Origin of the sequence: Pseudomonas sp. PvP100 (genome assembly GCF_017833055.1) — a bacterium.
Taxonomy (GTDB): domain Bacteria; phylum Pseudomonadota; class Gammaproteobacteria; order Pseudomonadales; family Pseudomonadaceae; genus Aquipseudomonas; species Aquipseudomonas syringae.
The window spans coordinates 1,141,672-1,161,843 of sequence record NZ_JAFIBO010000001.1; the positions used below are offsets into that span (position 1 = coordinate 1,141,672).

The 20,172-nt window shown below is 62.1% G+C and carries 20 protein-coding genes; 14 read left to right on the forward strand and 6 right to left on the reverse strand.

Annotated elements, in window-relative coordinates:
• Positions 1-110: 110 nt before the first annotated feature.
• Complete coding sequence (locus JOE39_RS05040) at positions 111-938, reverse strand: HDOD domain-containing protein (protein ID WP_057445312.1); 828 nt, start codon at positions 936-938, stop codon at positions 111-113.
• 333 nt (positions 939-1,271) lie between these two features.
• Here JOE39_RS05040 and JOE39_RS05045 point away from each other — a divergent pair, with 333 nt between their 5' ends.
• The 14 genes from JOE39_RS05045 (at position 1,272) to phnP (ending at position 13,912) form a co-directional block, all read left to right on the forward strand.
• Complete coding sequence (locus tag JOE39_RS05045; RefSeq protein WP_032660789.1) at positions 1,272-3,161, forward strand: methyl-accepting chemotaxis protein; 1,890 nt, start codon at positions 1,272-1,274, stop codon at positions 3,159-3,161.
• 227 nt (positions 3,162-3,388) lie between these two features.
• On the forward strand, positions 3,389-4,222 hold the full coding sequence (gene phnC, locus JOE39_RS05050; protein WP_003346938.1) for a phosphonate ABC transporter ATP-binding protein: 834 nt from the start codon (positions 3,389-3,391) through the stop codon (positions 4,220-4,222).
• Positions 4,223-4,266: 44 nt separating this feature from the next.
• Positions 4,267-5,277 (forward strand): phosphonate ABC transporter substrate-binding protein, encoded by a 1,011-nt coding sequence (phnD, locus tag JOE39_RS05055; RefSeq protein ID WP_003396071.1) that lies wholly within the window; start codon positions 4,267-4,269, stop codon positions 5,275-5,277.
• A gap of 28 nt (positions 5,278-5,305) precedes the next feature.
• Positions 5,306-6,094, forward strand: a complete 789-nt coding sequence (gene phnE, locus JOE39_RS05060; protein WP_003346933.1) for a phosphonate ABC transporter, permease protein PhnE — start codon at positions 5,306-5,308, stop codon at positions 6,092-6,094.
• Positions 6,095-6,130: 36 nt separating this feature from the next.
• Positions 6,131-6,850 carry a phosphonate metabolism transcriptional regulator PhnF gene (gene phnF, locus JOE39_RS05065; RefSeq protein ID WP_096114141.1) on the forward strand — a complete coding sequence of 240 codons (720 nt, stop codon included), beginning with the start codon at positions 6,131-6,133 and terminating at the stop codon, positions 6,848-6,850.
• A gap of 14 nt (positions 6,851-6,864) precedes the next feature.
• Positions 6,865-7,329: a phosphonate C-P lyase system protein PhnG gene (gene phnG, locus JOE39_RS05070; RefSeq protein ID WP_004418042.1), complete on the forward strand. Its 465-nt coding sequence runs from the start codon at positions 6,865-6,867 to the stop codon at positions 7,327-7,329.
• Positions 7,329-7,925 carry a phosphonate C-P lyase system protein PhnH gene (gene phnH, locus JOE39_RS05075; RefSeq protein WP_096114140.1) on the forward strand — a complete coding sequence of 199 codons (597 nt, stop codon included), beginning with the start codon at positions 7,329-7,331 and terminating at the stop codon, positions 7,923-7,925. Before phnG ends, phnH begins: the two co-directional genes overlap by 1 nt.
• Complete coding sequence (locus JOE39_RS05080) at positions 7,925-9,004, forward strand: carbon-phosphorus lyase complex subunit PhnI (protein WP_096114139.1); 1,080 nt, start codon at positions 7,925-7,927, stop codon at positions 9,002-9,004. The genes phnH and JOE39_RS05080 overlap by 1 nt, the downstream gene beginning before the upstream one ends.
• 11 nt (positions 9,005-9,015) lie before the next feature.
• On the forward strand, positions 9,016-9,888 hold the full coding sequence (locus tag JOE39_RS05085; RefSeq protein WP_161420919.1) for an alpha-D-ribose 1-methylphosphonate 5-phosphate C-P-lyase PhnJ: 873 nt from the start codon (positions 9,016-9,018) through the stop codon (positions 9,886-9,888).
• Entirely contained in the window at positions 9,885-10,706 is an 822-nt protein-coding gene (gene phnK, locus JOE39_RS05090; RefSeq protein ID WP_096114137.1) for a phosphonate C-P lyase system protein PhnK, read from the forward strand. The genes JOE39_RS05085 and phnK overlap by 4 nt, the downstream gene beginning before the upstream one ends.
• A 41-nt stretch (positions 10,707-10,747) precedes the next feature.
• Positions 10,748-11,464: a phosphonate C-P lyase system protein PhnL gene (phnL, locus tag JOE39_RS05095; protein WP_024960089.1), complete on the forward strand. Its 717-nt coding sequence runs from the start codon at positions 10,748-10,750 to the stop codon at positions 11,462-11,464.
• Positions 11,458-12,603 (forward strand): alpha-D-ribose 1-methylphosphonate 5-triphosphate diphosphatase, encoded by a 1,146-nt coding sequence (locus JOE39_RS05100; RefSeq protein WP_004410800.1) that lies wholly within the window; start codon positions 11,458-11,460, stop codon positions 12,601-12,603. The genes phnL and JOE39_RS05100 overlap by 7 nt, the downstream gene beginning before the upstream one ends.
• Positions 12,603-13,169: a phosphonate metabolism protein/1,5-bisphosphokinase (PRPP-forming) PhnN gene (gene phnN / locus JOE39_RS05105; RefSeq protein WP_010410435.1), complete on the forward strand. Its 567-nt coding sequence runs from the start codon at positions 12,603-12,605 to the stop codon at positions 13,167-13,169. The genes JOE39_RS05100 and phnN overlap by 1 nt, the downstream gene beginning before the upstream one ends.
• Positions 13,160-13,912 (forward strand): phosphonate metabolism protein PhnP, encoded by a 753-nt coding sequence (gene phnP / locus JOE39_RS05110; RefSeq protein WP_032660804.1) that lies wholly within the window; start codon positions 13,160-13,162, stop codon positions 13,910-13,912. The genes phnN and phnP overlap by 10 nt, the downstream gene beginning before the upstream one ends.
• 9 nt (positions 13,913-13,921) lie before the next feature.
• On the opposite strand, the gene JOE39_RS05115 is transcribed toward phnP, so the two are convergent.
• The 5 genes from JOE39_RS05115 to JOE39_RS05135 all read right to left on the reverse strand — a co-directional run bounded on the left by JOE39_RS05115 (position 13,922) and on the right by JOE39_RS05135 (position 20,156).
• On the reverse strand, positions 13,922-15,445 hold the full coding sequence (locus JOE39_RS05115) for an amidase (RefSeq protein WP_096114136.1): 1,524 nt from the start codon (positions 15,443-15,445) through the stop codon (positions 13,922-13,924).
• A gap of 118 nt (positions 15,446-15,563) precedes the next feature.
• Positions 15,564-16,715 carry a M20 family metallopeptidase gene (locus tag JOE39_RS05120; RefSeq protein WP_096114135.1) on the reverse strand — a complete coding sequence of 384 codons (1,152 nt, stop codon included), beginning with the start codon at positions 16,713-16,715 and terminating at the stop codon, positions 15,564-15,566.
• Positions 16,712-18,139, reverse strand: coding sequence for a M20 family metallopeptidase (locus JOE39_RS05125; RefSeq protein WP_198705478.1), 1,428 nt, complete (start codon positions 18,137-18,139; stop codon positions 16,712-16,714). The genes JOE39_RS05120 and JOE39_RS05125 overlap by 4 nt, the downstream gene beginning before the upstream one ends.
• Positions 18,136-19,158 carry an oligopeptide/dipeptide ABC transporter ATP-binding protein gene (locus JOE39_RS05130; protein ID WP_096116727.1) on the reverse strand — a complete coding sequence of 341 codons (1,023 nt, stop codon included), beginning with the start codon at positions 19,156-19,158 and terminating at the stop codon, positions 18,136-18,138. Before JOE39_RS05130 ends, JOE39_RS05125 begins: the two co-directional genes overlap by 4 nt.
• Positions 19,155-20,156, reverse strand: coding sequence for an ABC transporter ATP-binding protein (locus JOE39_RS05135; RefSeq protein WP_003423960.1), 1,002 nt, complete (start codon positions 20,154-20,156; stop codon positions 19,155-19,157). Before JOE39_RS05135 ends, JOE39_RS05130 begins: the two co-directional genes overlap by 4 nt.
• Positions 20,157-20,172: the final 16 nt, after the last annotated feature.

A 20,172-nucleotide genomic window follows, 5' to 3' on the forward strand; every position in this document is an offset into this window, starting at 1 on the left:
GCAAGTTTTATCTGTATGGATATACAGATAAATGCACTGTGCGGCCTCAGCAATGGAGCGCTCGACGCCATGCCCGCATGCGCGGTTCAGCCTTTAGAGTTGCCGGTGACTCAGCTCAACAATTCGGAAAACGCCTTGTCGGCTTCCAGCACCGCTGGCAACCCGGCAAACAGCGCGTCCAGATCGATGCCTTCCATCAGCGGCCCGCCTGACGCTTGCTGCGCCTGAGGTGTCGCGCCGCCGTGGGCTTCCAGCGCGTCTGAAATGGTGATGGCCTCGGCGACGATCCTCGGTAAAGACGCGTCCTTCGGTGCCTTCAGCGGAGTCGCCTGATAGGCGATAGCGTCGCGAATGACCTGGGGCAGATGCCAGCGACTGGCCAGTTCTGCGCCGACTTCCGGGTAGCTGAAACCCAGTTGCAGGGTTTCGCTGGCTGCACGCCCTGGCGTCCCGGCTTTGGCGGCGTTGTTCAGGCGCTCGGCCACATCGGGCGCGCCGGTCTGGATCAGCAACTCACCGATGTTATGCATGACCCCGCAGGTAAAGGCGATTTCAGTGTCGGCACCGGTCTGTTTCGCCAGCATCCGGCAGATCCCTGCCACCTGAAAGCTTTTCAGCCAGAACCCCTTGAGATCAAAACTCGGCCCGGCCTTGAAGGCACCGGTCACTGCCGAGGCCATTACCAGCGTACGCAACGTATTGAAACCCAGGCGCATGGCCGCGTCTTCGATGCTCGAGGATTCCCTCGAACCACGAAAGCGCGCCGAGTTGGCCAAGCGCAATACCTTGGCCGCAATCACCGGGTCTTTTTCTATATTGCGGGCAATGCTTTCCAGGTTGGAAGAGGGATTGTCAAATTGCAGCATCAAGTCCTGAGCCACTTTGGGAATACTCGGGAGGCTATGCAAACCGTCAAAAAGTTGCTCGATACTTGGCATGGCGAAACCATCCTGTGCAGGGCGGGGGATGATTTCAACCATAGCCAGTTTTTCATGTTCTGCACGCTTGAGTGTCGATTATGGGAAGGACATCTCGACCCCCGACGAAAAAAATAATCAAGGACTCGTGGGTCGCGCCGATATGGCGATACAAGCGTCTTTGTAAGGTGTCGATACTCGGACCTGCCTGGTGATTGACGCCGCGGCAGGTGTATCGGCTCCGGTTGCTGAACGGCCTGTGGGTTGTAACGTGAAATAGACGGCACCGTTGTGAAGTTTCATTGGCGATCCAGAGATCGTCCTTATTGGTTTTTTGCCGTGGAAGTATCCGCTATGAAGAGTCTGGGGTTCAGCAAGAAAATCCTTCTTGCCGCTGCATTGATTGTGGTTGTTGCGTTCAGCGTGTTCATTGTCGTCAATGACTATCGCCAGCGTCAGTCACTCAAATCCAGCGTCAAGTCCGAGTTGCAGCAACTGGGTACGCTCACCACGCAGAATATTCAGACCTGGCTGGAAAGCCGTATGCAATTGCTGCAATCGATGTCGCAGCAGATCGCCGCGGATGGCAAGGAACTGCCCCAGTTGCAGCGCGCCATCGGCCTGCCTGCCTACAGCGAAAGTTTTCAGCTGAGCTACTTTGGCAGCACCGAAGGCATGATGTTCTCGGTGCCGTCGGCCAATCGCCCCGCTGACTACGACCCGCGTGCGCGTGGCTGGTACAAGGCGGCACAGAATGCGCCCGGCACCATTGTGACCGAACCCTACATCGCGGCATCTTCCGGCAAGCTGGTCATGACCATGGCCACACCGGTCAAATTTCAGAATCAGTTCGTGGGCGTGGCCGGTGCCGATATCGCTCTGGACAACGTCACCAAGATCATCAACTCGCTGAATTTCGATGGCCATGGTTATGCATTTCTGGTCAGTGCCGACGGCAAGATTCTGGTGCACCCGGACAGCAAACTGGTGCTCAAGAACATCAGCGAAGCCTACCCGACCAACACTCCGAAAATTACCACGGGTGTGACCGAAATCGACTCCGGTAAAAAGCCGGAAATCATTTCTTTCACGCCTGTTCAAGGTGTTTCGACGGCCAACTGGTACGTGGCACTGGTACTCGAGCAGGATTCCGCCTACGCCATGTTGGCCGAGTTCCGTGCCTCGGCCATCACGGCCATGGTGGTAGTGGTGGTGGTGATCATCCTGCTGCTGGGTCTGTTGATTCGAGTGTTGATGCAGCCCTTGCATCAGATGGGCCGTGCGATGCGTGATATCGCTGACGGCGAGGGCGATCTGACCAAGCGTCTGGCCATCACTTCGCAGGATGAATTCGGTGAACTGGCCGAGTCGTTCAACCGTTTCGTCGAGCGCATTCACACTTCGATTCGTGAAGTGGCTTCGACTGCCGCACAGTTGGGCGAGGTTGCCACTCGGGTGGTCAAGGTCTCCAACGCGTCCATGAGCAACTCGGACCAGCAGTCCAACCGTACCGAAAGCGTGGCGGCGGCGATCAACGAATTGGGCGCCGCAGCCCAGGAAATCGCCCAGAATGCGGCGCGCACCTCGCAGCAGTCGAGCGATGCGAGCGGCCTGGCCAGCGACGGCCAGAACGTCGTGCAGCAGACCATCAAGGCGATGAACGAGCTGTCCGGGAAGATCAGCGAGTCGTGCGTGAACATCGAAAGCCTGAATGGCAAGACCGCCAACATCGGGCAGATTCTCGAAGTGATCACCAGCATTTCCCAGCAGACCAACCTGCTGGCGCTCAACGCGGCCATCGAAGCGGCGCGTGCCGGTGAAGCCGGGCGCGGGTTTGCGGTCGTGGCCGACGAAGTGCGCAACCTGGCGCATCGTACTCAGGATTCTGCCCAGCAAGTGCAGACCATGATTGAAGAGCTGCAGGTCGGCGCTCGCGACGCAGTGACCAACATGACCGAGAGCCAGCGTCAGAGCGAGGACAGCGTCGGCATCGCCAACCTGGCCGGCGAGCGTCTGAGCAGCGTGACCCGCCGTATCGAAGAGATCAACGGCATGAACCAGTCGGTCGCGGCGGCAACCGAGGAGCAGACCTCGGTGGTCGAATCGATCAATGTCGACATCACTCACATCAACACCCTCAACCAGCTGGGCGTCGACAACCTGCGCCAGACCCTGGATGCCTGCAACTCGCTGGAAGAGCAGGCCGCGCGTCTGCAGCAACTGGTGGGCAGCTTCAGGATCTGATCCGGCCATTCTCTGCGCCGCTGCTCATACCTGGGCGGCGCAGGCAGAGCGTCTGGAACCGTATCCCGACGCCCTGCATCGCTGACCGTGTGCGCATCGCAACAACATCTGCGACAAACTGTTATGACCCCGTCATTCGAGCTTCATGAGGCTGAAACAACACAGGTTCAGTTTGGTTGACAACCAAATGCGACCTGTCCCGGGTCGTGCACAGACCGAGAAGCCTCATGAACGAAGCCATTCATGTACAAGGCCTGAACAAGACCTTTTCCCATAAAAGCGCGCTCATTGACCTTGCGTTGTCTATACAACCCGGTGAGATGGTCGCGCTGATTGGCGCTTCCGGTTCGGGCAAGTCAACGCTGCTCCGGCATCTCGCCGGCCTGGCGTGCTGCGATCGCAGCAATGGCGGACAGGTTCAGGTGCTGGGGCGCGAGGTTCAGTCCTCGGGTCGCCTGAACGGTCAGGTGCGACGCCTGCGCGCCGACATCGGTTATATCTTTCAGCAATTCAATCTGGTCAATCGCCTCAGCGTGCTGGACAACGTCCTGCTCGGTTGTCTGGGGCGCATGCCACGCTGGCGCGGCAGTCTTGCGCTGTTCAATAACGAGGAAAAACAGCGTGCGATGGCTGCGCTGGAAAGGGTCGGGCTGGCGGACCTTGCCGCGCAACGGGCTTCGACCCTGTCCGGCGGTCAGCAGCAGCGAGTGGCGATAGCCCGGGCCTTGACCCAGCGCGCCGAAGTGATCCTCGCCGACGAACCGATTGCCTCGCTGGACCCGGAATCGGCCCGCCGCGTCATGGAAATCCTCGCCGACATCAACCGCCGCGACGGCAAGACGGTCGTGGTGACCCTGCACCAGGTCGATTATGCCGTGCGCTATTGCCCGCGTGCGGTGGCTCTCAAGTCGGGGCGCATCCATTTTGATGGTCTGGCGCAGGACCTCAGCAAACAGTTTCTCAACGACCTCTACGGTGCAGACGCGGACGCGAGTCTGATGATCACCGAACGAAGCCGGCGTGTGCGGCAAAAAGCCAGCCTGACGCTGGCCAAAGTCTGACGTCCTTTCCACAACCATCACCTGACATTTTCCGGAGAGCGTGCATGTTCAAGCGTATCGGTCGTCTTCTCGCCTCTGCCGCCTTGCTGACTGCCTGCGCGTTGGGCACGGTCCAGGCCGCAGAAGAAAAAGCCATCAATTTCGGCATCATGTCCACCGAGTCTTCGCAAAACCTGAAAAGTATCTGGCAGCCGTTTCTCGATGACATGAGCCGCAAGACCGGTCTCAAGGTTAACGCCACCTTCGCCTCGGACTACGCCGGCCTGATTCAGGGCATGCGTTTCAACAAGGTGGACGTGGCCTGGCTGGGCAACAAAGCGGCGATGGAAGCGGTGGACCGCTCCAACGGCGAGATCTTTGCCCAGACCTCCGCCGCCAACGGTGACGCGGGCTACTGGAGCCTGCTGATCGTGCGCAAGGACAGCCCGATCAATAACGTCGAAGACATGCTCAAGAACGCCAAGAGCCTCACCTTCGGCAACGGTGACCCGAACTCCACTTCGGGCTATCTGGTGCCAGGTTATTACGTGTTTGCGAAAAATCACGTCGATGCGTCCACCGCCTTCAAGCGCACCTTGAACTCCAGTCATGAAGTCAACGCCCTCAGCGTTGCCAAGGGTCAGCTGGACGTTGCGACCTTCAACACCGAAAGCTGGGATCGCCTGGCCGTGACTCAGCCCGACAAGGTCGAGCAACTCAAGGTGATCTGGAAATCGCCGCTGATCCCGGCCGACCCGATTGTCTGGAGCAAGGCGCTGTCGGACCAGGACAAGGCAAAGATTCGTGAATTCTTCACCAGTTATGGCAATACCGATGAAGAGAAAACCGTGCTGAAGAACATGCAGATGGGCAAGTTTCTCAAGTCCAGCGACGACCAGTTGTTGCCCATTCGCCAGCTCGAATTGTTCAAGCAGCGCACCGAAGTGGTGGCCAGCACCACGCTGGACGAGCAGGAGAAAGCCGCCCGTCTCAAGGATATCGATGCCAGCCTGAGCAAGTTGCAGGAGCGCATCACCGAGCTGAACCAGAAAACCGCAGGCAGCTCCGCAGGTTGAGCCAGCCGTTCACGATCAGGAGTTCGTCATGACCACTCATGCTGCCTATACCCAGGTCGCGGGCAAACCCAACGGGTCCCGTTATCTGGGTTGGGGCCTGTTGCTCGCTGCACTCGCCTGGGCCTGGCACGGCGCAGAAATGAACCCGATGGCACTGGTTCGCGACTCGTCGAACATGGCCACATTCGCTGCCGATTTCTTCCCTCCGGACTTCCGTGAGTGGCGCAGTTATCTCAAGGAAATGCTGGTGACTATCCAGATTGCTCTGTGGGGCACGGCGCTGGCGATTGTCTGCTCGATACCGCTGGGCATTCTGTGCGCCGAGAACATCACGCCGTGGTGGATTCACCTGCCGCTGCGGCGCTGCATGGACGCTTTTCGTTCGATCAACGAGATGGTGTTTGCGATGCTGTTCGTGGTCGCCGTCGGGCTGGGGCCGTTCGCCGGGGTGCTGGCGCTGTGGATCAGCACCACCGGGGTCCTCGCCAAACTGTTCGCCGAAGCTGTCGAAGCCATAGAGCCCGGACCGGTCGAAGGGGTGCGCGCCACCGGTGCCAGCGCCTTGCAGGAAGTCATCTACGGGGTCATTCCGCAGGTCATGCCGCTGTGGATCTCCTATGCTCTATACCGGTTCGAATCCAATGTGCGCTCGGCGACGGTGGTCGGGATGGTCGGCGCAGGAGGCATCGGGGTTATCCTCTGGGAAAATATTCGCGCCTTTGCGTTCGTCCAGACCAGCGCCGTGCTGCTGGTGATCATCGTTGTGGTAAGCGTCATCGACATCATGTCGCAGCGCCTGCGCAAGCAATTCATCTGACAGAAGAGGGGTGTTCAATGAACACTTTTTTTAACCATGCAGTTGTCTAGACAAGTTAGCCCGATGTACCACGAGCTCGCCAACATCTTGCGTGAAGAGCTGACCACCTATCAGCCCGGCGATTTCCTGCCCGCCGAATTCCAGCTGGCCGAGCGCTTCAGCGTCAACCGCCACACCATTCGCCGCGCGGTCGATGAACTGGTACGTGAGGGCAGCGTGTTGCGACGTCAGGGCAAAGGCACTCAAGTGCTGGAGCGTCCGCTGATTTATCCGATGCAGGCTGACAGCGCCTACAGCAAATCCTGGTCGGCGCAGGGCCTGGGCGTGGAAGCGATCCTGCTGCGTCGTCAGGAATGTCAGGCCAGCCGTGAAGATGCCCAGCATCTGGGAGTGGACGAGCACGCGCCGCTGATCGAACTGCAGACACTGCGCAAACTGGACGGCCAGGCGGTCAGCCTGATCTTCCACCGCTACAGCGCCCGTTACAGCGATTTGCTGGCCGATTACCGCGGCGGCTCGGTGCGCCAGTACCTGGCTGAGCGCGAGTTGCCGTTGAACCGTGCGCAGAGCCTGATCGGCGCACGCCTGCCGTCCCGCGAAGAGGCCGCGTGGTTGCTGATGCCCCGACACATGCCGGCGCTGACCGTACTGACGGTTTCCTGTGACCCGGCGGGGCAGCCGGTGGAGCTTTCCCGCTCGGTCAGCCGCGCCGATCGCTTCCAGTATCAAGTGGCGACTCCTTTCAAGACGACCTGACACCGAGGTGTTCCATGCAAGCAACTCCCGAAACAACGGCGCGTCAGCACTGGATGGGCGTACTGGCCCGCGCTCATGCCGATCAGCCGAGCCGCGAGCAGTTGAACCGCCACGAAGCGGCGCTACGCGACACCGATTACCAGATGATCCGCGCCCCGGAAATCGGCATGACCCTGGTGCGCGGCCGTATGGGCGGCACGGGTTCAGCTTTCAACCTCGGCGAAATGAGTGTGACGCGCTGTGTGGTGCGTCTGGCCGACGGGCGCACCGGCTACAGCTATCTGGCTGGACGCGATAAGCGCCACGCCGAACTGGCGGCTCTGGCCGACGCGCATTTGCAGGGCGCGCAGCAGGCCTGGTGGCTATCCGAGCTGATCGAGCCGCTGGCGCGTGCGCAAGCCGAGCGTCGGGCGCGCAAGGACGCCGAGGCCGCTGCCACCAAAGTCGAATTCTTTACCCTGGTCCGAGGAGAAGACTGATGAATGCCGTTCTTTTGCAGCCTGCCTTCACCGATCCGGTACTGGATGCCCAGCGCAGTTTTCGTGTCGCCCTCAAGGCGTTGTCCGGTCCGGGGGTGATCCAGACCCTGCCCACCGCGCACCAGCCGCCTGCCTTGCAGGGCCTGGACAGTGCAACCCACGCCTTGTGCCTGGCGCTGCTGGACCTGGACACACCAGTGTGGCTGGCACCGGCATTCGATACCCCGGCGATTCGTGCGAACATTGCCTTTCATTGCGGCAGTCCGATTGTCACTGAGCGGCACGCAGCGCGCTTCGCGTTGCTCGATGCATCGACTGCCCTGCAACTGCACGATTTCGATACCGGCAATGACCGCTACCCGGATCAGTCCTGCACCTTGATGATTCAGCTGCCTGACCTGCAAGGCGGGCGGATGCTTGCCTGGAGCGGTCCGGGCATAGAGCGACGCCATTCTGTGGCCCTGCCGCTGGATGAAGGTTTCTGGGCCGCACGTGAAGCACGTAATGTCTTCCCTTGCGGGCTGGATGTGTTTTTTGTCTCGGGCAGTCGATTGCTCGGCTTGCCACGCAGCACCCGCGTGCAGGAGTGTGCCTGATGTACGTCGCAGTCAAGGGTGGCGAACAGGCCATCGATAACGCTCACCGCCTGCTGGCCAGCAGGCGTCGTGGCGACACCGGCATTGCCGAACTCGACGTCGAGCAGATCCGCCAGCAACTGCCGCTGGCGGTAGCACGGGTCATGAGCGAAGGCTCGCTGTACGACCCGCAGCTGGCTGCGCTGGCGATCAAGCAGTCGGCGGGCGACCTGATCGAAGCGATCTTCCTGCTGCGCGCCTATCGCACCACGCTGACGCGCTTTTGCGCCAGCGTGCCCATCGACACCTCGAACATGCAGCTCAACCGTCGCTTGTCGGCCACATTCAAGGACCTCCCTGGAGGTCAATTGCTGGGGCCGACCTTCGACTACACCCATCGCTTGCTGGATTTTACCCTGCTGGCCGAAGGCGAGCACCCGGGCCCGGAAGTCACCCCGCACGCCACGCTTGAGCCCTGTCCGCGAGTGCTCGGATTGCTGGCCAAGGAAGGGCTGATGAAGCCCGAAGTCGACGATGGCGAGCGCGTCGCGGACATCACCCGCGAGCCGCTGGAGTATCCGTCCAGTCGTGCCCAGCGCCTGCAGGCACTGGCGCGTGGCGATGAGGGGTTCCTGCTGGCGCTGGGTTATTCGACCCAGCGCGGTTATGGTCGCAATCACCCGTTCGCCGGGGAAATCCGTATCGGCGAGGTGGAAGTCTGGATCGAACCTGAAGAACTGGGCTTCCCGATTGTGATTGGCGACATCGAAGTCACCGAATGCGAGATGGTCAATCAGTTCGTCGGCTCGGCCAGCGAACCCGCGCAGTTTACCCGGGGTTACGGCCTGGCGTTCGGCAACGCGGAGCGCAAGGCGATGGGCATGGCACTGGTGGACCGGTCGCTACGCGCCGAGGAATTCAACGAAGAAGTCCGCTCACCTGCCCAGCAGGAAGAGTTCGTCTTGGCGCACTGCGACAACGTTGAAGCGGCGGGTTTCGTTTCTCACCTCAAGCTGCCGCATTACGTCGACTTCCAGTCCGAGCTGGAGCTGATCCGCAAGCTGCGCAAGTCTGCACCGAAACCGGGGAGCGACCAATGACTCATTCACCGATGAACACCACACAGCAAAGGCCTGTACGGGATGAGGCCTACAACTTCGCTTATCTGGACGAGCAGACCAAACGCATGATTCGTCGCGCCCTGCTCAAGGCGGTGGCGATCCCCGGTTATCAGGTGCCGTTTGGCGGGCGCGAAATGCCGCTGCCGTATGGCTGGGGCACCGGCGGTATGCAACTGACCGCCGCAATCCTGGGCGCCGATGATGTGCTCAAGGTCATCGACCAGGGCGCTGACGACACCACCAACGCGGTTTCGATCAGGCGTTTCTTTGCCCGTACGGCTGGCATTGCCACAACCGAGCGCACGCCCGAGGCGACGGTCATCCAGACCCGTCACCGAATCCCGGAAACACCGCTGCACGCCGATCAGATCATGGTCTATCAGGTGCCGATTCCCGAGCCGCTGCGTTTCATCGAGCCCTCGGAAACCGAGACCCGGACCATGCACGCGCTGGATGATTACGGCGTCATGCACGTCAAACTCTATGAGGACATCGCCACCTTCGGCCATATCGCCACCAGTTACGCCTACCCGGTGATGGTCGATGAGCGCTATGTGATGGACCCGTCGCCGATTCCCAAATTCGATAACCCCAAGCTGCACATGAGCCCGGCATTGATGCTCTTCGGCGCAGGGCGCGAAAAGCGTCTGTACGCCGTGCCGCCGTATACGCAGGTGGTGAGCCTGGACTTTGAAGATCACCCGTTCGAGGTGCAGCGCTGGGAGCAGTGCTGTGCGATCTGCGGCAGCCATGATTCCTTTCTCGACGAGCTGATTCTCGACGATGCCGGGACGCAGAGCTTTGTCTGTTCCGACACCGATTACTGCGCCCAGCGCGTCAAACAGCAGGAGAACGACCGATGATCAGTGCACGTTCATTGGACGCGGCGGGCGAGCGCCTTCCCGAGGCTTTGCAGCCGCTGCTCAAGGTGCGCGGTCTGACCCGTCTGTACGGTGTGCAGAAGGGCTGTCAGGACGTCAGTTTCGATCTGTACTCCGGCGAAGTGTTGGGCATCGTTGGCGAGTCCGGCTCGGGGAAATCCACGCTGCTCTCGCTGTTGAGCGGACGTTGCCCGCCGGACCGCGGCAGCATCGACTATCGCAGCAAGGAGGGTGACTGGTTCGACCTGTACAGCGCCAGTGAGGCGCAGCGGCGCACCTTGCTGCGCACCGAGTGGGGCTTTGTCGAACAGAATCCGCGTGATGGCCTGCGCATGGGCGTGTCGGCCGGCGCCAATATCGGTGAGCGTTTAATGGCGCAGGGGGTGCGCAATTATCAGCAGTTGCGGGGTGCCGCGCTGGACTGGCTGACCCAGGTGGAGATCGATCCGCAGCGCATCGACGACTTGCCGCGGACCTTTTCCGGCGGCATGCAGCAGCGTCTGCAAATCGCCCGCAACCTGGTCTCCAGCCCGAGACTGGTGTTCATGGACGAACCCACCGGCGGGCTCGACGTGTCGGTGCAGGCCCGCCTGCTCGATCTGTTGCGCGGGCTGGTGCGCGAACTGGATCTGGCCGTGGTCATCGTCACCCATGATCTGGCAGTCGCGCGGCTGCTGGCTGACCGGCTGATGGTCATGCGTCGCTCGGAAGTGGTCGAAAGCGGCCTGACCGACCAGATTCTCGATGACCCGCAGCACCCGTATTCGCAACTGCTGGTGTCCTCGGTATTGCAGCCATGAGCCGCACTGTCCGAACAGCCTGTACAGAAGAGGTGAGCCCGATGACAACCTTGATCGAGGTCCGTGACCTGTCGAAAACTTTCACCCTGCATCAGCACAACGGCGTGGTCCTCAATGTGCTGCGCGGCCTGAATTTCTCGGTGCGCGCCGGCGAATGCCTGGTGCTCAGCGGGCAATCCGGCGCGGGCAAAAGCACGCTGCTGCGCACCCTGTACGGCAATTATCTGCCTGCCGCCGGCAGCATTCGCGTGCAGCATGAAGGCGAGTGGACCGAACTGGTCGGCGCAACCCCGCGCCAGGTGCTTGAGGTGCGACGCAAGACACTCGGCTACGTCAGCCAGTTCTTGCGCGTGATTCCGCGTGTGTCCAGCCTGGACGTGGTCATGGAGCCGGCCCTGGCGCGCGGCTGGTCCCGTGAGCAGGCGCAGGAGCGCGCGCAACTGCTGCTAGGGCGGCTGAACATTCCGCAGCGTTTGTGGCCGTTGGCGCCCAGTACGTTTTCCGGTGGCGAACAGCAGCGCATCAACATCGCGCGCGCGTTCATGGTGCCTTGGCCGGTGCTGCTGCTCGACGAACCGACTGCGTCGCTCGACGACGCCAACCGCCGGGTGGTGCTGGAACTGGTCGATGAGGCCAAGCGGGCCGGTGCCGCCCTGATCGGTATTTTCCATGATCGCGACGCCCGCGAGGCAGTCGCCAATCGTCAACTCGACATGACCCCGGTGGACCTCACCGCCAAGGAGTTGCTGCAATGCTGAACGAACAGGTTTTCAGTAACGCCCGCGTGGTGACGGCCGAACAGGTATTCACCGGCACTGTGGTGGTCCGTGACGGCCTGATTGCCGAGGTCGAGAGTGGATGCAGCCAGTTGAGTCAGGCCCAGGATATGCAGGGCGATTACCTGCTGCCGGGGCTGGTGGAATTGCACACCGACAACCTGGAAAAGCACCTGTCGCCGCGTCCGGGTGTCGACTGGCCGTCGATGTCGGCGGTGATCAGCCACGATGCGCAAATCGTCGCGGCGGGCATCACCACGGTGTTCGACGCGCTGTCGATCGGCGACATCAACCCCAAAGGCAAGCGCATGCAGCAATTGCCCGCCATGCTGCAGGCGATTGCCGACGCCAATGCGGCAGGCCTGACTCGCGCCGAGCACGTGCTGCACCTGCGCTGCGAGGTCAGTCACCCGGATACCTTGAGCGTGTTTCGCGATCTGGTGGACCAGCCACTGGTGCAACTGGTCTCGGTGATGGACCACGCGCCCGGCCAGCGTCAGTTTGCCCTGGAGTCGAAGTACCGCGAGTACTACATGGGCAAGTACCACATGAACAACGAGGAAATGGACCGCTTCATCGTCGAGCAGGTGGCCAACTCCAACGAGTACGCCGACCGTTACCGACGTGCGATCGTCGAGCTGTGCCTGGCGCGCGGCCTGTCGATTGCCAGTCACGACGATGCAACCATGGCGCATGTCGAGGAGTCGGCGGGTTTCGGCATGAACATCGCCGAGTTCCCGACCACGCTCGAAGCCGCCCGTGGCTGTCGGCAACTGGGCATGAGCGTGTTGATGGGCGCACCGAACATCGTGCGCGGTGGCTCACACTCCGGTAACGTGGCGGCAGCATCGCTGGCCCGCGACGGGCTGCTGGATATTCTGTCCAGCGATTACTACCCGGCCAGTCTGTTGCAGTCTGCATTCATGCTCGCCGCTCAGGACAACGCATGTGATCTGCCGCAGGCGGTCAACATGGTCAGCCGCACGCCGGCCGTGGCTGCCGGCTTGGCGGATCGTGGTGAAATACGGGTGGGGCTGCGTGCTGATCTGATCCAGGCGCGTGATCATGCTGGCCTGCCGGTTATCGACAAGGTCTGGCGACAAGGCAAGAGGGTGTTTTGATGGTTGGCAGGTTGATCTATCTCATCGGGCCGTCCGGATCAGGCAAGGACAGCCTGCTGGACGCGGCCCGGGATACCCTGGCGCAACGCGATTGCCGAATCGTTCGGCGGGTGATCACCCGTTCTGCTGAAGCAGTGGGCGAGGCGGCGCAGGCAGTGACTGTCGAGCAGTTCGAGCAGATGCGCGAGCGAGGCGCGTTTGCCTTGAGCTGGCAGGCCAATGGTCTGCACTACGGTATTCCCGTCGAGATCGATCAGTGGCTGCTGGAAGGCAATGACGTCCTGATCAACGGCTCCCGGGCGCATCTGCAAAAGGCGCAGGCGCGCTATCCCACGCTGCTGGCGGTGTTGCTGACCGTCAATCAGGAGGTGTTGCGCAAGCGCCTGCTGGCGCGCAACCGGGAAAGCCTTGCGGAAATCGAGGAGCGCCTTGCGCGCAACTCGCGCTTTGCCGGAGATTTGCTGGCGAGCAATCCGCAGGTCTTCCCGCTGGATAATTCCGCTGATCTGCAACACACCGTTGCCACGCTGCTCGGCTTGCTCGACAAGCGTCACGCATGCGCCTGACCCTGTTGGGCACCGGTGACGCCCGACAGGTGCCGGTCTACGGTTGTCAGTGCGCGGCGTGTACTGCCGCGCTGACCAACCATGATCTGCGCCGCTTGCCGTGCAGCGCGCTGATCGAATGCGCCGACCAGCGCTGGTTGATCGACAGCGGCCTGGCCGACCTCACCGAGCGTTTTCCGCCGCGTAGCCTGAGCGGGATTCTGCAGACGCACTACCACGCCGACCATGCTCAGGGGCTGTTGCACCTGCGCTGGGGTCAGGGGCTGGTGATTCCGGTCCACGGCCCGGCGGATCCGGAAGGCCTGGCCGACCTCTACAAACACCCCGGTATCCTGGATTTCAGCCAGTCATTCGCCGCTTTCGAATGCCGTGCACTGGGCGCGTTGCAGGTCACAGCGCTGCCACTGACGCACTCAAAGCCTACGTTCGGCTACCTGTTCGAAGGCGACGGGCAACGTTTTGCCTACCTGACTGACACCGTCGGCTTGCCCGACGACACCCGCGAGTATCTGCAACGTGCACCGCTGGATCTGCTGGTGCTCGACTGCTCGATGCCTCCACAGCCTCAGCCGCCGCGTAATCACAACGACCTGACCCTGGCGCTGCAAACCATCGAGTGGCTAAGACCGGGCAGGGCGGTGCTGACGCATGTCGGCCATACGCTGGATGCGTGGTTGATGGAGCACTCCGGGCAGTTGCCAGGCAATGTAGTGGTGGGCCGGGATGGGATAACGGTGGTCTGAGCGATCTCTTCACATCGCGCCAATCTCCGGCTTGCCCGTTCTCGACCCGCCATAGATCGGCGGATGCGTGACGATGTGGGTCAGGTCGACCGCCGAGGCCAGCAGTTTTTGCAGGTCGGGACGCGGACGTGACAGGCGTGGATCATTCAGCGTTGCCTGCTCGATCGCGTCAGCGCAGGCCAGCAGCTTCGCGTCGCCCCGAAATCCGCCGATCACCTGCAGCCCGAACGGCATACCGTTGTGGTCGGCGCCGCAGGGCAGGGACAGCGCCGGATTGGTGGTCAGGGTGATGGTGTAGCACAGCGCCAGCCAGCGATAGTAATTGTCCAGGGGCACGCCATTGACTTCGCGCAGGTACAGCTCGCTCCAGGGGAAGGGCGAGACTGGCGTGGTGGGCGCGAGGATCAGGTCGTAGTGTTCGAATTGTTTCTGAAAGCCGCGAAAGATCCGGCTTTGCTCGCCATGCGCCTTGACGCAGTCCTGCAGCGACATCGCGGCCCCCATGTCGAAATTGGCGCGGGTGTTGGGGCCCAGTGCATCAGGATCGCGGTCGTGAGCGTCCTGCAGCCCGGCGACGAAGGCTTCGGCACGCAGTACGTCGAAGGTGCGATGGGCGCTGGTCAGATTCAGGTCGATGGCTTCGCAGGACTTGAACAGCGATTTCAGGGCGCTGATCTTTTCCCGAAAGACGGCACGGATCCTGTCATCCACAGCACACGCGCCGAAGTCTTCGCTGTAGCCGACACGCAGCTGGCTGAGGTCGATCGGGCGCGGTGCGAACTCGTCAGCGGCGATGGCATAACTCAATGGGTCGGACTGCCCCAGCCCGGCGCTGGCGCGCAGTTGCAGCAGGGTATCGGCAACATTGCGGCCCATGGGGCCTACCACTGAAATCGGTGTCCAGCCGAGCTTCTTGCGTTCACTCGGCACCAGCCCTGGTGAAGGACGCAGGCCGACGATACCGCACAGCGCCGCGGGAATGCGCAGCGAACCGCCGGTGTCCGAGCCGCTGCACAACGGCACCATGTCGACGGCCAGTGCGGCGGCGGATCCACCCGAGGAACCGCCGGCATTCAGTTCAGGATTGAACGGGTTACCGGTCGCCCCCCATACCACATTGCGGGTATTGGCGCCTGCGCCCAGCTCCGGAACATTGGTCTTGCCGACCATGATTGCCCCGGCTGCACGCAGGCGCGCGACGAATAGGTTGTCCTGCGCGGGAATGTTGTCGCGAAACAGTTGCGAGCCGTAGGTGGTGAGTACCCCGGCGGTCTCTTCCAGGTCCTTGATGCCGATTGGCAGGCCATGCAGCAGCCCCAGAGATTTGCCCTGCATGACGGCCTGTTCGGCCAGCAGTGCCTCGTCGCGGGCGCGCTCGAAACAGGTCGCGGCGAAGGCATTGATCTTCGGGTTCAGGCTTTCAATCCGCTCGATACAGGCGTCCAGCAACTCCACCGGAGAGAGCTGTTTGTTGCCGATCAGCGCACGCAGTTCGGTAGCGGATTTACCGAGCAGCTCAGACGATTTTTGCATGGAGTGTTCCTCACTGGACTTAGGTATAACGCTGGGTGCGGAGCATGGCTACGATACTGGCCCGAATGTTCATCGTTCCGCATGCTCCGTGGGGGAATGCATTTCGTGACGCTCTGCGTCACACATCCCCCAGCGCCAGAATCGTCGCGACCAGCGCCTGGCCTCTGGGCACCAAGGTGTTCAGTTCCAGGTACTCGCGGTCGGTGTGGACCTTGCCGCCCACCGGGCCAAGGCCGCACAGGGTCGGGATCCCCAGGCTGGCGGTAAACCCCGAGTCGGCGCAGCCCCCGGTGAATTCGCCTGCCACGCTGAAACCCAGTTCCTGCGCGAGGCCCTGATAAATACTCAGCAACTCGGTGCTGTGTCGGGCTTCCATCGGCAGGAAGGTGGTGGCTTCCAGCAGTCTTGCTGACGTGCCGGGCCGTTCCTCTTCAGCGACGATCGCCTGCACGGCGGCAAGTATTTCCGTCCATTGGCGAAGCTCGACAAAGCGCACGTCGAGCTTCGCCGTGGCGCTGGGCGCTACCGTGTTGCTGGAGGTGCCACCGCAGATCAGCCCGACATTGGTGGTGATGCCCGCTGCGTAATCAGTCAACGCATGCAACTTGATCACCTTGTGCGCCAGCGCCTGAATGGCACTGGCGCCGTCGGCATGATTGACTCCCGAATGCGCTGCGCGGCCGTTGACTTCAATGATCAGCGTGGCACCGCCTTTGCGCGCGCTGACCACATTGCCGCTGGCGCGTCCTGGCTCGGGATTGAGCACCGCACGCGCCTGGCGGGCGTAGTGTTCGATGTGGCTGCGAGCGCTGGCTGAGCCGATTTCCTCGTCGCCGGTATACAGAATCTGCACCGGGAACGGCAGCGGGCCTGCGCGCTTCAATGCCTTCAGCGCAAAGCAGTTGAGCACCAGTCCGCCTTTCATGTCGGCCACGCCAGGGCCGTAGGCCAGCTCGGCGTCCCTGGTGTAGCCACGGGTGGACGTGGTGCCTTTCGGAAACACCGTGTCGCGGTGACCCAGCAACAACACCGGCTTGCCGGGTCCGCCGGGCAACTCGGCGAGCAGTACATCGCCAAACCCTTCGACCGGGATGCGTGTGACGTCGATACCATCGACCTGCAACTGCTCGACAAGCAGCTCACCGACTGCGTCGACGCCGACCTTGTCGTAGCTGTTGGAATCGGTATCGACCAGGCGCTGCAGCAGCGATTCCATTGCCTCATATTGCTCGGCCAGCCATGCGGTGGCGTGCAGTTGTGCCTCATTCATTCACTCAACTCCTGTGCCCGCTGCTCCCGTGTCAGTCGTGCGCCGTCCGTGCCGAGGTCCCAGAACAGTCCGGCCATGATTTGCAGGCTCTCCTTGACCACCGGAGCCAGCAAGTGCTCGTCAGGTGCATGCTGCGAGCACGCCGGGTATGAGTGTGGCACCCAGACCGTCGGCAGGCCCAGCACTTCAGCGAACACGTCATTGGGCAGCGAACCGCCCAGATTGGGCAGTAGTGCGGGTTTCTTGCCGGTAGTGGCGGCCAGCGAATCCAGCGCCCAGCCGACCCACGGGCTGTCCGGCGACAGGCGCGTGGCGTGCATCACGTCCATACGCGTCTGCCTGACCTCGACACGATCGAAGCCATGGGCATCCAGGTGGGCGCGCACCGCGGGGATGAACGCGTTGTAATCGCTGTCGACCACAAAGCGAATGTGACACAACGCGTGAGCCTTGCCGGGAATGGCGTGTACCGGGGCGTCCGGGTTGCCGGTCTTGAAGGCGAGGACGTCGAGGGTGTTCCAGCCGAAGACTTTTTCGCTGAGCGACAGCGCCGGGTTGCCCCAGTCGGTGTCGATATCCGGATCGCCGGGGCCGCCGCCGACCTCGATATCCGCCAACGCGGCCTTCACAGCGTCGGGAATGGCTTTGGGCATCAGCCCTGCGACTTTCACACGGCCATGCTCATCGACCATGCTGGCGATGGCATTGGCCAGAATGATCCCCGGGTTGGCCAGCAGGCCGCCCCAGTTTCCGGAATGGTGCGCACCTTCGCGCAGGTTCACCGTCAGCTCGAAGTTGAATACCCCGCGCGAGCCGAGAAACAGGGTAGGGCGTGCCGCCGCCAGGCGCGGGCCATCGGAGGCGATAAAGATGTCGGCGGCGAGCTCTTCGGCGTGGGCCTGGCAGAATGCGCTGAGGCCGGGAGAGCCATCTTCCTCGCCCATTTCCAGAAGCAGTTTGACGTTGAAGCCCAGCTTGCCATCGCGAGCCTTGAGGGTCTGCTCCAGTGCCGTCAGGTTGATCAGGTGCTGGCCCTTGTTGTCGGCGGTGCCGCGCCCGTACCAGCGCTCGCCACGTTCGATCACCTGCCACGGCGACAGGCCTGTCTGCCACTGCGCGTCATAGCCGCGAACCACGTCGCCGTGGCCGTAACTGAGCAGCGTTGGCAGTTCAGCGGCTTCGATGCGCGTGGCGATCATCAGCGGGCCGCGTCCGGCGACCGGGTTGTCATGCACGGTAACGCTGAACCCCAGGCGCTCGACATGCGGGGTGATGAACTCATGAAGATAACGATACAGCTCGGGCAGGCTCTCGGCCTCCTGGCTTTGGGTCGGGTAGGCAACGCTTCTGCCGAGCAGGGCGAAAAAGGCGCCGTTGTCGAACTGTTCAGTGACGTTTTCGATGGCGTGCGAACGGCTACTCATGAGGGCATCTGCTCCAGAGGTTTCGAGGTGTCGTGCAGGTGGCAGCGGACGGTTCCGCCTTCCATGCGGCCAATGGCCGGGGCTTTTTCCTTGCACACCGGCATGCACGCCGGGCAGCGCGGATGAAAGGCGCAGCCGGACGGCGGCGACAGGGGATTGGGAAAGGTGCCGTGCAAACCCAGATCGGGAATCCCCAGATGCGGGTCCGGGGTCAGCACCGAGTCCAGCAACGCCTGGGTGTAGGGATGGCCGGGCCGGGCGAACAAGGATTCGCGGCTGCGCTCTTCAACGATCCGCCCCAGGTACATGACCGCCACGCGGTCGGCCAGATGTTCGATGACCGCCAAATTGTGGCTGATCAGCAGGTAAGTCAGGCCGAATTCCTGTTTGAGCTCCTGTAACAGATTGAGGATCTGCGCTTGCACCGAAACGTCCAGCGCCGAAGTCGGTTCGTCGCAGATCAACACATCCGGGCGCATCACCAGCGCCCGGGCAATCGCCACACGCTGGCGCTGGCCACCGGAAAGCTGGCTCGGGTAACTGTCGATCACTCGCTTGGGCAAGCCGACCACGTCCATCATTGCTTCGGCGCGCTGGCGACGTTCGGCCGGGGTGCCGATGCCATGCACGATCAGCGGCAGCGTGACGATCTCGCGCAGGGTCTTGCGCGGGTTGAGTGACGAGTAGGGGTCCTGAAAGATCGGCTGAATGCGCCGCGCCATCTCCTTGCGGTCGGTACCGGCGAGGTGCTTGCCGTTGACCAGTACGTCGCCGCTGCTGGGTGCAAGCAGCCCCAGCAGCATCTTCGCCAGGGTACTTTTACCGCAGCCCGATTCGCCGACCAGCCCGAGTGTTTCGCCACGCATCAGGCGTAGCGACACACCATCGACGGCTTTGAGCGTGGCATTGGGTTTGAAAAAACCACGACTGATGCTGAATTCGCGGCGTATATCGCACAGTTCCAGCGCGATGTCTTTCTTCACGCTGGCAGTCGGAACCTGTTTCACGGCGGTATTCATGACGGTACGCCCTCACGGTGAAACACAGGTTCGGCGCCCGCTGCAGCAAACAGGCAGCGAGTCATGTGGTTGTGGCTATTGATCGGCGGGATGTCGTCGGCACAGGCGGGGATCGCCTGCGGGCAGCGATTGCGAAATGCGCAGCCGTGTTGCTCGCCCACCAGGCTGGGTACCAGCCCCGGAATCGACCCCAGCGGCTGGCCCGGCTGAGTGCGCCCGGGGATCGGTATGCTTGCCAGCAAGCCGCGGGTATAGGGATGCTGCGGGTTCTCGAACAACTCGATGGCCGGGGCGGTCTCGACGATCTGTCCGGCGTACATCACCGCGACCCGGTCGGCGATACGTGCCACCAGCCCCAAGTCGTGGGTGATGAAGATCACGGCCAGACCCAGCTCCTTCTGGATGTCGCGGATCAGGCGCAGGATCTGCGCTTGAATGGTCACGTCCAGCGCAGTGGTCGGTTCGTCGGCGATGATCACGTCCGGTTCGCACATCAGGGCCATGGCGATGATCACCCGCTGGCGCAGGCCTCCGGACAATTGGTGCGGGTACTGGCGCAAGCGCTCGCCCGCGTTGCTGATCCCGACTTTCTCGAGCATCTGCGCGGCGCGCTGCAGGGCTTCCTTGCGGGACACCTTGCGGTGTCGGGTGAGCACTTCGCTGAGCTGATCGCCAATGCTGTAGGCCGGGTTCAGCGAGGTCATGGGCTCCTGAAAGATCATCGCCAGGCGGTTGCCGCGCAGGTCGCACATCTGCCGCTCGCTCTGGGTCAGCATGTCGATGCCGTCCAGGCTCAGCGTCGTTGCGGTACGCCGGGCCTTGCGCGGCAGCAGGTCCATGAGCGCCAGCGAAGTCAGGGATTTGCCGCAGCCGGACTCGCCGACGATGCACAGCATTTCGCCGCGCTCGACCTGAAAGTCCAGGCCGCGCACTGCGTGCAGCGTGTCTTGCCCGAGAGGAATCTCGACACGCAGGTTTTCAACATGCAACAGCGCCATGTGCGTATGTCCTCTG